This window comes from Pseudomonas gessardii, from assembly GCF_001983165.1.
Classification (GTDB): domain Bacteria; phylum Pseudomonadota; class Gammaproteobacteria; order Pseudomonadales; family Pseudomonadaceae; genus Aquipseudomonas; species Aquipseudomonas gessardii.
On sequence record NZ_MNPU01000013.1, the window covers coordinates 1 to 14,774 of the forward strand.

Sequence of the window (14,774 nt, forward strand, 5' to 3'; positions counted from 1 at the left end):
TAACACCCAAGCAATTTGACTACTCGAAAGAGCATCAGATTGCGGTGTGTGAAGACGAAATGAACCGAAAGTTCGATACTCACAAAACACCGAAAGCTGTCACATACCCAATTTGCTGAAGCGAGGCCTCTGCCGCGACTCAGTACCCGAATTTCTTGACGACCATAGAGCATTGGAACCACCTGATCCCATCCCGAACTCAGTAGTGAAACGATGCATCGCCGATGGTAGTGTGGGGTTTCCCCATGTGAGAGTAGGTCATCGTCAAGATTAAATTCCGAAACCCCAATTGCGAAAGCAGTTGGGGTTTTGTTTTGGGCGGTTGAAAAGTACTGAGGTGATTTGGCACATAGTCCAACTCTGCCCATAACGCCCTTCAATGCTAAAGTCCCTCCCTCGATTTTGCTTTTCCCAAGGAAGCCGTTATGCCGGATGCAACGTCCCTCAGCGCTGGATTCATGGTCGTCCACGGCAATCGCCTGGATGAACTGCGCAGCCTGGTTGTCAGTTGGATGCGTCGTTATCCGCTGGCTCCCCTGGAAAACGAAATCGCCCTGGTGCAAAGCAACGGCATCGCGCAATGGCTCAAGCTGGCCCTTGCCGAAGACCCGGAAGAGGACGACATGGGGGGCTGCGGCATCGCCGCAGCAATCGACGTGCAACTGCCCGGCAGCTTTATGTGGCAGCTCTATCGCATGGTCTTGGGCCGCGACGAAATCCCGGTCAAGTCCCTGCTGGACAAGGCCCCGCTGACCTGGCGATTAATGCGCCTGCTGCCCGAGTTGATCGACCAGCCGCACTTCGAGCCCCTGCAACGCTTCCTCACCCACGACACTGACCTGCGTAAACGCTACCAACTGGCGGAACGCCTGGCCGACCTGTTCGACCAATATCAGGTCTACCGTGCGGACTGGCTGGAAGACTGGGCCGCTGGTCGCCACCAACTGCGCAATGGCCGAGGCGAAGCCAAGCCCCTGAGCCCGGCCAACTGCTGGCAGGCCGAGTTATGGCGGGCGTTGCTGCTGGACGTTGGCGAGCAAGGCATGGCGCAGAGCCGTGCCGGGGTCCACCAGCGTTTTATCGAGCGTATCAATAACCTGGACACCGCCCCGCAAGGCCTGCCGTCCCGAGTCATTGTGTTTGGCATTTCTTCCTTGCCCGCCCAAGCCCTGGAAGCGCTGGCCGGCCTGGCCCGTTTCAGCCAGGTGTTGCTCTGTGTACACAACCCTTGCCGTCACCATTGGTCTGACATCGTTGCCGACAAAGACCTCCTGCGAAACGAATACAAACGCCAGGCGCGCAAAACCGGAATGCCCGTCACCATCGACCCGCAAACCCTGCACCAGCACGCCCACCCCTTGCTGGCCGCCTGGGGCAAGCAAGGCCGCGACTACATCAACCTGCTGGACAGCTACGACGACCCCAACAGCTACCGTTCGGCCTTCCGCGACGGGCGCATCGACCTGTTCAGCGACAGCGAACCGACCACCATCCTCAACCAGTTACAGGACGACATCCTCGAACTGCGCCCGCTCCCGGAAACCCGTGAACGCTGGCCTGCCGTCGATCTGCAGTACGACACCTCGATCCGCTTCCACATCGCCCACAGCGCCCAGCGCGAAGTGGAAATCCTCCACGACCAACTGCTCCAGCGCTTCAGCGCGGACCCCACGTTGCGCCCTCGCGACGTTATCGTCATGGTCCCCGACGTTGACAGCTATGCACCGCATATCCGCGCAGTTTTCGGCCAGTTGGATAAAAAAGACCCACGCTTCATCCCCTTCACCCTGACGGACCAGGGCCAACGGGGCCGCGACCCACTGTTGATCGCCGTCGAGCATCTGCTGAAACTCCCGGACAGCCGTTTCCCGGTCAGCGAAATCCTCGACTTGCTGGACGTTCCCGCCCTGCGCGAACGCTTCGCCATCCAGGAGCGCGACCTGCCCACCCTGCACCGCTGGATAGAAGGTGCGGGCATCCGTTGGGGGCTCAATGCCGAGCAGCGCGCCGGCCTGGGCCTGCCCAGCGCGCTGGAACAGAACAGCTGGCGATTCGGCCTGCGCCGCATGTTGCTGGGCTATGCCGTCGGCAGTGGCGCAGCCTGCGACGGCATTGAACCCTATGACGAAATCGGCGGCCTCGACGCCGCGCTGATTGGCCCACTGGTCGCCTTGCTTGACGCACTGCACGCTGCACATCAAGCCCTGTCACAACCCGCAACCCCACAAGCCTGGGGCGCACGCCTGCAAGACCTGATGCAGCGCTTCTTCCTGCCCAGCAATGAACACGATGACTATCTGCTGGGCCAGTTGGAGCAACTGCGGGAAGACTGGCTGGAAACCTGCGAGTCTGTTGGCCTGTACGACGAATTACCGCTGACCGTCGTCCGTGAGGCCTGGCTTGCCGGCCTCGACCAGGGCCGCCTGTCCCAGCGTTTCCTGGCCGGTGCCGTGAACTTCTGCACCCTGATGCCGATGCGCGCCATTCCCTTCAAGCTGGTATGCCTGCTGGGCATGAACGACGGCGACTATCCGCGCGCGCAACCGCCGCTGGATTTCGACTTGATGGGCAGCGACTACCGTCCCGGCGACCGCTCCCGACGTGAAGACGACCGATACCTGCTGCTGGAGGCCCTGCTGTCTGCACGCGACCAGCTCTACATCAGTTGGGTTGGCCGCAGCATCCGCGATAACAGCGAGCGCCCGGCGTCGGTGCTGATCGGCCAGTTGCGCGACCACCTTGCCAGTGGCTGGCAGCATGCCCAGGAGCAACCGCTGCTGGAGGCGATGACCCAGGAGCACCCGCTGCAACCCTTCAGTGCACGCTACTTCCACGCGGGCGATCCACTGTTCAGCTATGCCCGCGAATGGCAGCTATTGCACGCAGCCCAGGACGAGGTCCGCGAAACAACCGGCCTGGCAGCCTACATCCAGGAAGACCCCCTGAGTCTGGGCCAATTGCAGGATTTTTTGCGCAACCCCGTCAGGCATTTCTTCAGTCAGCGCCTCAAAGTGTTTTTCGAGGCTGCCGAAGTGCCCCTGGCCGATGAGGAACCCTTCGTCCTCGACGCCTTGCAGCGCTACACCTTGAGCGATAGCCTGCTCGCCGCCGCGTTGACCGACCCGGATCATCTGGAGCAAGCCCTGGAGGCCCAGGCGCAACGGCTGCAAGGGAGTGGCCTGCTGCCCATGGTCGGCTTCGGCGAATGCCTGCGCAATGAACTGATCGAACCCTTGCCCGACTTGCTGCAACGCTACCAGCAACTCCTGGCGCTTTGGCCTACGCCACACAACACGGCGGAACCCGTCAGTTTCGCGCACCAGGGCATTGAGCTCGATGGCTGGGTCAGCGGCTTGCACCGGCGCAGTGATGGCGGCTTGCTCAGTGTGACCACCATCCCCAACAGCATCGGCTCGATCAAGACCCGCAAGTGGCATCGCCTGATCCGCCCATGGGTCAATCACCTGGTGGCCTGTGCCTGTGGCCTGCCCCTGAGCACCGGCCTGGTGGCCAGCGATGACACACTCCTGCTGGCGCCACTGGCGCAAAACCTTGCCCAGGATGTACTCGGCAATCTGCTCCTGGCCTGGAAAACAGGTATGAGCGAACCGCTACCGATCGCGGTCAAGACCGCCTTCGCCTGGCTCGGCCAGACTGACCCGGACAAAGCCCAGGCCGCCGCGCTTAAAGCCTACGAAGGCGATGGCATCACCAGCGATGGCGAGCGCCGCGAAAGCCCGGCCCTCACCCGACAGTTCCCCGACTATGCGGCCCTGGTCGCCAGCGAAGAGTTTGAAGGCTGGTGCGAAACCCTGTATCGACCCTTGATCAGCGCCCCCTGGCGATCACTGACCAGCGAGGAGGCCCGCCCATGAGTGCCATCAAACCCCTGGCCCTGGCCTTCCCCCTGCGTGGCAGCCAACTGATCGAAGCCAGTGCTGGCACCGGCAAGACTTTCACCATCTCCGCGTTGTACCTGCGCCTGGTCCTGGGGCACGGTGGCGATGAGGCGGGTTTTGGCCGCGAGTTACTGCCGCCACAAATCCTCGTGGTGACCTTCACCGATGCCGCCACCAAAGAGCTGCGCGAACGCATCCGCACCCGCCTGGCACAGGCGGCGCGCTTCTTTCGTGACGAGATCGAACAGCCCGACGCCTTGATTGCCGAGCTGCGCGATCACTACAGCGCCGAGCAATGGCCAGGCTGCGCCAACCGTCTCGACATCGCCGCGCAATGGATGGACGAGGCCGCCGTCTCGACCATCCACAGTTGGTGCCAGCGCATGCTGCGCGAACACGCCTTCGACAGTGGCAGCCTGTTTACCCAGACCCTGGAAACCGACCACAGCGACCTGCTCGGCGAAGTGCTGCGCGACTACTGGCGGCTGTTCTGCTACCCGATGCACGGCGATGCCCTGAACTGGGTCCGCGCCAACTGGGGCGGCCCTGCGGCGCTGATGCCCCGGGTGCGCGCGTTGTTCGGCAGCGAGCGCCCCAGTGACGACCCCCGTGAGCCTGCCGAACTGATCGAGACCTGCCTGCACGAGCGCCGTGAGGCCCTGGTGGCGCTCAAGGCCCCTTGGCTGCAATGGGCGGGCGAGTTGCGCGAAATCTGCCTGCAAGCCGTCGCCGCCAAGGCGGTGGATGGTCGCAAGATGCAGGCCCGTTATTTCGAGCCCTGGTTTGAGAAACTCAGCGCCTGGGCCGCCGACGAAACCCTGGAACAACTGGATATCGGCACTGGCTTCACGCGCCTGACCCCCGATGGCATGGCCGAGGCCTGGAAGGGCGATGCGCCCCATCATCCGGGCCTGGATGCCATGGCGGGCCTCAAGGCCAGCCTCGACGCCTTGCCCACGCCTGATGCCGCAGTGTTGCAACATGCGGCCGCCTGGGTCGGCAAACGGTTTGAAGAAGAGAAGCGCCGGCGCGCCGAGATGGGGTTTGACGATATGCTCATTCGCCTGGACGCCGCCCTGCAAGCCGAGGGGGGCGAACGCCTGGCCAGTGTGATCCGCGAGCAGTTCCCGGTGGCCCTGATCGACGAATTCCAGGACACCGACCCGGTGCAGTACCGGATCTTTGAAAGCATCTACCGCATCGAAGACAACAGCCCGCACAGCGGCCTGTTCCTGATCGGCGACCCCAAGCAGGCGATCTACGCCTTTCGCGGCGCCGATATCTACACCTACCTGCGCGCCCGCCAGGCCACCGCCGGGCGCTTGCACACCCTGGGCACCAACTTTCGCTCCAGCCATGCCATGGTCGAGGCGGTCAACCACGTGTTCGAGCGTGCGGAAACCGGGCGTGGGGCATTTCTGTTTCGTGAGCCCGACGGCGAGAACCCGGTGCCGTTCCTGCCGGTCTCTTCCCAGGGCCGCAAGGAGCAGTTGCAGGTCGATGGCCACCCATTGCCGGCCCTGAATCTCTGGCACTTGCCCACCGACCAGCCGATCTCCAATGTGCTGTATCGCCAGCAACTGGCCGGCGCGTGCGCCAGCCAGATTGTCGCGTTGCTCAATGGTGGCCAGCAGGGCACGGCGGGGTTTATCAAGGGGACGGACTTTACTCCCGTGCAACCGTCGAACATCGCCATCCTCGTGCGTGACGGCAAGGAAGCCCAGGCCGTACGCGGCGAACTGGCCGCGCGCGGTGTGCGCAGTGTGTACCTGTCCGATAAGGATTCGGTGTTCGCCTCCCAGGAAGCCCACGACCTGCTCGCCTGGCTCAAGGCCTGTGCCGAACCGGATGTCGAGCGCCCGCTGCGCGCGGCCCTGGCCTGCGTCACCCTCAACCTGTCGTTGGCGGAACTGGAGCAACTGAACCAGGACGAACTGGCCTGGGAGCAGCGAGTCATGCAGTTTCGCGACTACCGCGTGATCTGGCGCACCCAGGGCGTGCTGCCGATGCTGCGGCGCCTGCTGCATGACTTCAAGTTGCCGCAAACCCTGATCGCCCGCAGCGATGGCGAACGGGTGCTGACCAACCTGTTGCACCTGTGCGAATTGCTGCAACAGGCCGCCGCTGAATTGGACGGCGAACAAGCGCTGGTCCGTCATTTGGCAGAACACCTGGCGCTGTCGGGCCAGGCTGGCGAAGAGCAGATTTTGCGCCTGGAAAGCGATGAGCAACTGGTCAAGGTGGTGACCATCCACAAATCCAAGGGCCTGGAATACGACCTGGTGTTCCTGCCGTTTATCTGCTCGGCCAAGCCTGTGGACGGCAGTCGCCTGCCGCTGCATTATCACGATGCCAACGGCAAGTCCCAGGTCAGCCTCAAACCCACCGCCGAACTGATCGCCCAGGCCGACGACGAGCGCCTGGCCGAAGACCTGCGCCTGTTCTACGTGGCCCTGACCAGGGCCAAACATGCCTGTTGGCTCGGCGTGGCCGACCTCAAGCGTGGCAATAACAACAGTTCGGTGTTGCACCTGTCGGCCCTGGGCTATCTGCTGGGAGGGGGCGCGGCGTTGGGTGAGTCTGCAGCCCTGGCCCGTTGGCTGATGGATGTGCAGGACGGCTGCGCGGCGATTGCCTACGGGCACATGCCAGACGCCGACAGCAATATCTACCAGCCACCGCGCAATGACGCGACCTTGCTCGCGCCGCTGTTGCCCAAGCGCAAGGCTGCAGAAAACTGGTGGATTGCCTCCTACAGCGCCCTGCGCATCGGCGAAAGCATGAGCGCCGCCAACCTGGAAGCCCCGGAAAGCCCACAAGCACAGAAACTGTTCGACGACGAACGCCTGGACCCGGATGCACCGCGCGAAGTCGCCGCGTCTGGCGGCGATATCCACCGTTTCCCACGGGGGCCCAACCCCGGGACCTTTCTCCACGGCCTGCTGGAGTGGGCCGGCAACGAAGGCTTCAACGTGAGCCCCGAAGCCATCGAAGATGCCGTCGCGCGGCGTTGCAACCGACGCGGCTGGGAAGGCTGGATCGGCACCCTCGGCGACTGGCTCGGGTACCTGCTGCAAGTGCCACTGGGCCTGGGCCATGGGCAGGCAGCGGTGACCCTGAGCGAGCTGCAGCAGTATCAGATCGAAATGGAGTTCTGGTTCGCCAGCCACTCCGTCGATGTGCTCGTCCTCGACCAACTGGTCTGCCAATACACCCACGCCGGCGTGTCGCGGGTCGCCGCCGAGCCGGTGTTGCTCAACGGCATGTTCAAGGGCTTTATCGACCTGACGTTTGAACATGACGGCCGCTACTACGTGGCCGACTACAAATCCAACTGGCTCGGCGCCGACGACGCGGCCTACACCCGCGAGGCCATGGAACAGTCGATTCTCGACCATCGCTATGACCTGCAATACGTCCTCTACCTGCTGGCCCTGCATCGCCAGCTCAAGGCGCGCCTGCCCGATTACGAGTACGACCGGCATGTGGGCGGCGCCCTCTACCTGTTCCTGCGCGGTAGCCAAGCCGTGAGCCAGGGCGCGTATTTCACCCGGCCGCCACGGGAACTGATCGAACGCCTGGACCTGTTGTTCCAGGGCAAGCCGCAACCGCCCAAGGTCGAACCGGCCTGGGAACAAGGAGTCCTGCTATGAGCCTCTCGACGCTGCCGCTGGAGGCACTGGCACCGCTGGCACGCGCTGACGACCTGATGCACCTGCTGGCACGCTGGGTCGAGCGCGGCTGGCTGCGGGCGCTGGACAAGGCATTCGTGGGCTTTCTGCATGAGCTCGACCCACAGGCCGATCCCCTGGTGCTGCTGGCCGCCGCCCTGACCAGCCACCAACTGGGCCACGGCCACGTGTGCCTGGACGTGTTCGAGACCCTGAACGCCCCGGATTTTGCCCTGTCGTTGCCCCCTGAAGGGGATCTTTCCAGTGGCGCGATGCTGCTGCCTTCGCAACTGCTCGATGGCCTGGACGGTGCGCACTGGTGCCACGCCCTGGCGGCGAGCACGCTGGTGGCGCTGGCTGGCGATGGCAGTGAGACGGCACACAGCCGGCCGCTGGTGTTGTCGGGCAAGCGCTTGTATCTGCGCCGCTACTGGACCTATGAGCGGCGCATCGACAGCGCCTTGCGTCAGCGTCTTGCCGTGCAGGAAGCGGTCTCGGCAGACCTGCCCCAGCGTTTGAATGGCCTGTTCCAGCAGCCGCCACCCGATGGCGTGGTCGACTGGCAGAAACTCGCCTGTGCCCTGGCCACGCGGGGGGCGTTCAGCATCGTCACCGGCGGCCCCGGCACCGGCAAGACCACCACCGTGGTACGCCTGCTGGCATTGCTGCAAGCACCTGCGGTGGAGCAGGGCACGGCGTTGCGCATCCGCCTGGCGGCGCCCACCGGCAAGGCGGCGGCGCGCTTGACCGAGTCCATCAGCCAGCAAGTGCGCTCGCTGCAAGTGCCCGAGGCCTTGCGCGAAAAAATCCCCACCGAGGTCACCACCGTGCACCGTCTGTTGGGCAGCCGTCCCGGTACTCGGCATTTTCGCCATCACGCGGGCAACCTGTTGCCGCTGGATGTGCTGGTGGTGGATGAAGCCTCGATGATCGACCTGGAAATGATGGCCAACCTGCTGGATGCCTTGCCGCCCCATGCACGCCTGGTACTGCTGGGGGACAAGGACCAATTGGCCTCGGTGGAAGCCGGCGCGGTGCTCGGCGATTTGTGTCGCGATGCCGAGGCTGGCTGGTACAGCCCCGACACGCGCCAATGGCTGGAACGTGTCAGCGGCGAGACCCTGGCGGGCAGCGGCCTGCAGGAAGACCTCGACGCCAGTCATCCGCTGGCGCAACAAGTGGTCATGCTGCGTTACTCCCGGCGCTTCGGCGAAGGCAGTGGCATCGGCCAACTGGCGCGCTGGGTCAACCAGCAAAACCCCGAGCAGGCCCGCCAACGGCTGGACGCCGGCAGCCACGACCTGTTTTGCCTGCGCCTCAAGGGCGAGCATGACCGCGCCCTGGAGCGCCTGGTGTTGGACGGGCAGGGCGGCGACGCCCAGGGCTATCGCTACTACCTGAACCTGCTGCGCACCTCGCGCCCGACGGCCGAGACACCACGCGACGACCCGCGCTGGACTGACTGGGCGCGTCAGTTGTTGCAAGCCTTCGATGCCTTCCAGTTGCTGTGCGCGGTGCGCAAGGGGCCCTGGGGTGTGGAGGGCCTCAACCAGCGCATCACGGCGGCGTTGCTCAAGGCGCGGCTGATCGACAGCGACCAGCAATGGTACGAAGGCCGTCCGGTACTGATGACCCGCAACGACTACGGCCTGGGCTTGATGAACGGCGACATCGGAATTGCCTTGAAGCTGCCCGAAAGTGACGGTGGGCCGCAGGTGTTGCGCGTTGCCTTCCCGCGCAACGATGGCCAGGGCGGCGTGCGCTTTGTGTTGCCCAGCCGCCTCAATGATGTGGAAACCGTCTACGCCATGACCGTGCACAAATCCCAAGGCTCGGAGTTCGCCCACACGGCCCTGATCCTGCCGGATGCGCTGAACCCGGTACTGACCAAGGAGCTGATTTACACCGGCATCACCCGGGCCAAGGATCGCTTCAGTTTGATCGAAACCCGTGGTGGGGTTTTCGAGGAAGCGGTGCGGCGCAAGGTGAAACGATTGAGCGGGCTGATGTTGGCGCTAGGGGCATAAGGGTGTAGCCAAAACCTGACCGAACTGTCGGATTTTATTGGTAAATGGCGCAATCTACCTAGGCCCCGTGTCGCTGGGTTTTCCGCCAATATGCTATCGTTGCGGCATCATCCCGAGAAGATCAAAGAGAATTGCTGCATGAACGTGGCTGTCTCGCCCGCAGAGCGTAGTTGGAGCTGGAGACGAATGCTGCTGTTGGCCGTTCTGTGCCTCGTCACGCCTTTGGCTTTTGCCCAGGCGTCCGTTGCCAGTGCGGCTGACCAACGGGCCCAGGCAGTGACCCAAGTGGTGCTGGGGATTCTCAGCTACGCCCGTTGGCCGGTGGAACCCGCCCAACTGCGTTTGTGCATCGTTGGCCCGACCCAATACACCGACGACCTGGTCAAAGGCACCACACAGGCCACGGGCCGACCGGTGGTGGTCCAGCGCCTGCTGGCGGACAACCCCAATATCGTCAACGCCTGCGACGCGCTGTATATCGGCAAGCTCAGCCCTGAAGAACGCAGCCACTTGTTTACCTCGTTGATCGGCCATCCGGTGTTGAGCATCAGCGAAGGCGGTGACCAATGCACCGTGGGCAGTCTGTTCTGCCTGCGGGTCAGCGATGAGCAGGTGTCGTTCGAGGTCAACCTCGATTCCGTGGCCCGCAGCGGTGTGCGCATTCATCCCAGCGTCCTGCAGCTATCCCGTCGTCGGGCGCCGGAGTCATGAAGCTGCGTAACGCCACAAGCCGCCCCACATTACGTTCAGTCCTCGGTCGCGGGCACCTGAGTGTGGCGCTGGTGGCGGTTGCCATGGCCAGTGTGTCCCTGACCCTGCTGGGGGTGTTGGCCCTGCGGGTCTATGCCGACCACAACCTGCACCTGATCGCCCGCTCGATCAACTACACCGTGGAAGCCGCGGTGGTATTCAACGACCGCGTGGCGGCCACCGAAGCCCTGGCGCTGATCGCCACCACCGAAGAAGTGGCCGAAGCCCGGGTGCTGGACCTCAATGGCAACACCCTGGCCCACTGGGTGCGCCCGGAAACCGGGATGCTGTCCCAGGTGGAGCTGGAACTGGCCCACACGCTGCTGGAGGAACCCATCAGCCAAGCGATCCTGCATCAAGGCAAGAAGATTGGCACCGTCGAGCTGAGTGGCCACGGCGGTAGCCTGTTGCGCTTTTTGCTCAGCGGCCTGGCGGGGATCGTTGTGTGTACGGCCATCAGTGGCTGGGTGGCGATTTACCTGGCGCGGCGCATGTTGCGCGGTATCACCGGCCCGTTGCACCGCCTGGCCGATGTTGCCCACGCCGCGCGCAGCGAGCGGGCCTTCGACCGCCGCGTGCCGCCGGCACAGATTGCCGAACTCGATAACCTGGGCAATGACTTCAATGCCTTGCTCGATGAGTTAGAAGCCTGGCAAACCCACCTGCAAAGCGAAAACGAAACCCTCGCTCACCAGGCCAGCCATGACAGCCTGACCGGGCTGCCCAACCGCGCCTTCTTCGAGGGCCGCCTGATCCGTGCCTTGCGCAGCGCGGCCAAGCTCAACGAGCGGGTGGCGGTGCTGTTTCTTGACAGCGACCGCTTCAAAGACATCAACGACAACTTCGGGCACGCCGCCGGTGACGCGGTATTGGTGGCCGTCGCCGCGCGCATACGGGCGCAACTGCGCGAGAGCGACCTGGTGGCGCGCCTGGGCGGCGATGAGTTCGCCATCCTGCTTTCGCCCCTGCACAAGCTCGAAGATGCCCAGCGCATCGCCGAAAAAATCATCGCCAGCATGGACCAACCCATTCCGCTGCCGGGCAACACCCAAGTGTTGACCTCACTCAGTATCGGTATTGCGGTTTATCCCGATCATGGCACCACTCCCGGCGCCTTGCTCAATGCTGCCGATGCGGCGATGTACCAGGCCAAACGCCTTTCCCAGGGCGGCCAGCACACGGCGGAGTCGGAGCACCCCGCTGCCAATGTTCAACACAGGAGTTGATCCCTTGTTTGCTAACACCCGCGTTCTCTTTATCACCTTGTTTATCGCACTGCTGGCCCTGAGTGGCTGCCAAACCGCCCCACCCAAGGGCCTGACCCCGGCACAAGTGGCGGTGCTCAAGCAACAAGGCTTCGAGCTGACCGACGAAGGCTGGGCCTTCGGCCTGTCGGGCAAAGTGCTGTTTGGCAGCGACGTCGAAAAACTCAACAAGCCCAGCACCGATATCGTCGAACGCATTGGCAAGGCCCTCACCGGCGTGGGCATCGAACGTGTGCGTGTAGACGGCCACACTGACGCCTCGGGCAAGGAAACCTACAACCAGCAACTGTCCCTGCGCCGGGCGAAAAGCGTGGGCAAGGTCTTGGTGGCGGTGGGTATGAAGGAAGAAAATGTGCAACTGCGCGGCCTGGGCAGCAGCGAGCCGGTGGCGTCCAACAGCACCTCCGCGGGCCGTACCGAAAACCGTCGGGTGTCGATTGTAGTGATCGCCGACTGAGCCGACAGGCCGGTCTAAATTTGAAATACGCCCAACTGTGGAAGCGAGCTTGTCGGGTCGCTCCCACAGTTGCTCCAGTGTTCTGGCGGCTATTGGGCAAACACCATCTCCCGCGTCTGCCCCATCAACAACCCCTGGTTCTGCTCCGTCACCTCACGGATGTAATCCCACAACAACGTAATCCGTTTCAACTTGCGCAAATCCTCCCGGCAATACATCCAGAACTGCCGCGTCACAGTGACCTCCTCCCCCAGCACCGGTAGCAACCGTGGATCCTGCGCAGCCAGGAAGCACGGCAGGATCGCCAGCGAACGCCCCTGCTGCGCCGCCACGTACTGCGCGATCACGCTGGTGCTGCGCAGGCTGGCGCTGGCGCCCGGGACGACATTGGCCAGGTACAGCAGCTCTGAGCTGAACGCCAGGTCATCCACGTAGCTGATAAACGGATGGTCGGCCAGGTCGGCCGGGCGGCGGATGGGCGGGTGCTGGTCGAGGTAGTCCTGGGTCGCGTACAGCTGCAGCTTGTAGTCGCACAGTTTGCAGCATACGTAGGGCCCGTGTTCCGGGCGCTCCAGGGCGATGACAATGTCGGCTTCGCGCTTGGACAGGCTGATGAAGTGGGGCAGGGGCAGGATGTCGACCGAGATCGCCGGGTAGGTGTCGACGAAGTGGCTCAGTTGCGGGGTGACGAAAAAGCTGCCGAACCCCTCGGTGCAGCCCATGCGCACATGCCCGGACAGTGCCACGCCGGAGCCGGAGACTTGTTCGCAGGCCATGTGCAAGGTGCTTTCGATGGACTCGGCATAACCCAGCAAGCGCTGGCCTTCGTTGGTCAGCACAAAGCCGCTGGTCCGGGATTTCTCGAACAGCAGGGTGCCCAGGGAGCCTTCCAGCGAACTGATGCGCCGTGACACGGTGGTGTAGTCCACCGCCAGGCGCTTGGCGGCGACGCTGGCCTTGCGGGTGCGGGCCACTTCGAGGAAAAACTTCAGGTCGTCCCAGTTCAGCGAGCCTAAAGAGGTGATGTTTTTTTGCATGTTGGACCGGCTTTTATGTGGGTTCTTATTGGAAGTTTGCACATCTATACTCCAAAAATCGTCCGAACGCCTCATCCTCAAGGCGCTTCACGCCTTGGCTCTCTGCATAACTACAAGATCTGGAGACCCCCATGAACGCATCGCTTACGTCTGCCGATACCACCGTGAAACAGGCCAAACTGTTGATCAACGGTGAATGGGTCGAGTCCAAGACCACCGAGTGGCAAGACATCGTCAACCCGGCGACCCAACAAGTCCTGGCCCGTGTGCCCTTCGCCACGGCCGATGAAGTCAACGCGGCCATCGACGCCGCCCATCGCGCCTTCCAGACCTGGAAGCTGACGCCGATCGGCGCGCGCATGCGCATCATGCTCAAGCTGCAAGCGCTGATCCGTGAACACTCCAAGCGCATTGCCGTCGTCCTCAGTGCCGAGCAAGGCAAGACCATTGCCGATGCCGAGGGCGATATTTTCCGTGGCCTGGAAGTGGTCGAGCACGCTTGCTCCATCGGCACCCTGCAAATGGGCGAGTTTGCCGAGAACGTCGCCGGTGGCGTCGATACCTACACCCTGCGCCAACCCATCGGCGTGTGCGCCGGCATCACCCCGTTCAACTTCCCGGCGATGATCCCGTTGTGGATGTTCCCCATGGCCATCGCCTGCGGTAACACCTTTGTGCTCAAGCCGTCGGAACAGGATCCACTGTCGACCCTGATGCTGGTGGAGCTGGCGCTGGAAGCTGGTGTGCCAGCCGGTGTGTTGAACGTGGTCCACGGTGGCAAGGCGGTGGTGGATGCCCTGTGCACCCACAAAGATATCAAGGCCGTGTCCTTCGTTGGCTCGACTGCTGTCGGCACCCATGTCTACGACCTGGCGGGCAAGCACGGTAAGCGTGTGCAATCGATGATGGGCGCGAAGAACCATGCGGTGGTGCTGCCGGATGCCAACCGTGAACAAACCCTCAATGCCCTGGTCGGCGCCGGTTTCGGTGCGGCCGGTCAGCGCTGCATGGCCACCTCGGTGGTGGTGCTGGTCGGCGCGGCCAGGCAGTGGCTGCCGGACCTCAAGGCCCTGGCGCTGAAACTCAAAGTCAACGCCGGCAGCGAAGCCGGCACCGACGTGGGCCCGGTGATTTCCAAGCGCGCCAAGGCACGTATCCTCGACCTGATCGCCAGCGGCGTGAAAGAAGGTGCCAAGCTGGAACTGGATGGCCGCGACATCCAGGTGCCGGGCTTCGAGCAAGGCAATTTCGTCGGCCCGACCCTGTTCTCGGGCGTGACCACCGATATGCAGATCTACACCCAGGAAATCTTCGGCCCGGTGCTGGTGGTGCTGGAAGTCGATACCCTCGACGAAGCCATCGCCCTGGTCAACGCCAACCCGTTCGGCAACGGCACCGGCCTGTTCACCCAGAGCGGTGCGGCGGCGCGCAAGTTCCAGAGCGAAATCGACGTCGGCCAGGTGGGCATCAACATCCCGATCCCGGTGCCAGTGCCAATCTTCAGCTTCACCGGTTCCCGTGGCTCGAAACTCGGCGACCTGGGCCCGTACGGCAAGCAAGTGGTGCAGTTCTACACCCAGACCAAAACCGTCACCAGCCGCTGGTTCGACGACGACAGCGTCAATGATGGCGTCAACACCACCATCAACCTGCGTTGATCAAGGAGAC

8 protein-coding genes and 1 rRNA gene are annotated in these 14,774 nt (G+C 63.3%); 8 read left to right on the top strand and 1 reads right to left on the bottom strand.

The annotated features are described in order from the left end of the window. Positions 1 to 154 precede the first annotated feature (154 nt). The 7 genes from rrf (at position 155) to yfiB (ending at position 12,069) form a co-directional block, all read left to right on the top strand. Positions 155 to 270, top strand: a 5S ribosomal RNA gene (gene rrf, locus BLL38_RS11345). 155 nt (positions 271 to 425) lie between these two features. Continuing rightward, entirely contained in the window at positions 426 to 3,875 is a 3,450-nt protein-coding gene (recC, locus tag BLL38_RS11350) for an exodeoxyribonuclease V subunit gamma (protein WP_076962664.1), read from the top strand. After that, a complete protein-coding gene (gene recB, locus BLL38_RS11355) occupies positions 3,872 to 7,552 on the top strand; it encodes an exodeoxyribonuclease V subunit beta (RefSeq protein ID WP_076962665.1) in 3,681 nt (1,226 codons plus the stop codon). The genes recC and recB overlap by 4 nt, the downstream gene beginning before the upstream one ends. Beyond that, the gene (gene recD, locus BLL38_RS11360; protein ID WP_076962666.1) at positions 7,549 to 9,597 is read left to right on the top strand and encodes an exodeoxyribonuclease V subunit alpha; all 2,049 of its coding nucleotides are present in this window, start codon (positions 7,549 to 7,551) and stop codon (positions 9,595 to 9,597) included. The genes recB and recD overlap by 4 nt, the downstream gene beginning before the upstream one ends. Before the next feature lie 138 nt (positions 9,598 to 9,735). Next, complete coding sequence (yfiR, locus tag BLL38_RS11365) at positions 9,736 to 10,308, top strand: regulatory sequestration protein YfiR (RefSeq protein WP_076962667.1); 573 nt, start codon at positions 9,736 to 9,738, stop codon at positions 10,306 to 10,308. Next, positions 10,305 to 11,573: a diguanylate cyclase DgcN/YfiN gene (dgcN, locus tag BLL38_RS11370; RefSeq protein ID WP_076962668.1), complete on the top strand. Its 1,269-nt coding sequence runs from the start codon at positions 10,305 to 10,307 to the stop codon at positions 11,571 to 11,573. The genes yfiR and dgcN overlap by 4 nt, the downstream gene beginning before the upstream one ends. Beyond that, a complete protein-coding gene (yfiB, locus tag BLL38_RS11375) occupies positions 11,554 to 12,069 on the top strand; it encodes an outer membrane lipoprotein YfiB (RefSeq protein ID WP_413469171.1) in 516 nt (171 codons plus the stop codon). The genes dgcN and yfiB overlap by 20 nt, the downstream gene beginning before the upstream one ends. Positions 12,070 to 12,158: 89 nt before the next feature. Here yfiB and BLL38_RS11380 read toward each other — a convergent pair whose 3' ends face one another. Beyond that, on the bottom strand, positions 12,159 to 13,106 hold the full coding sequence (locus tag BLL38_RS11380) for a LysR family transcriptional regulator (protein ID WP_076962670.1): 948 nt from the start codon (positions 13,104 to 13,106) through the stop codon (positions 12,159 to 12,161). Positions 13,107 to 13,237: 131 nt separating this feature from the next. On the opposite strand from BLL38_RS11380, the gene BLL38_RS11385 reads away from it, so the two are divergent. Beyond that, positions 13,238 to 14,764 (top strand): CoA-acylating methylmalonate-semialdehyde dehydrogenase, encoded by a 1,527-nt coding sequence (locus BLL38_RS11385; protein WP_076962671.1) that lies wholly within the window; start codon positions 13,238 to 13,240, stop codon positions 14,762 to 14,764. Positions 14,765 to 14,774 lie beyond the last annotated feature (10 nt).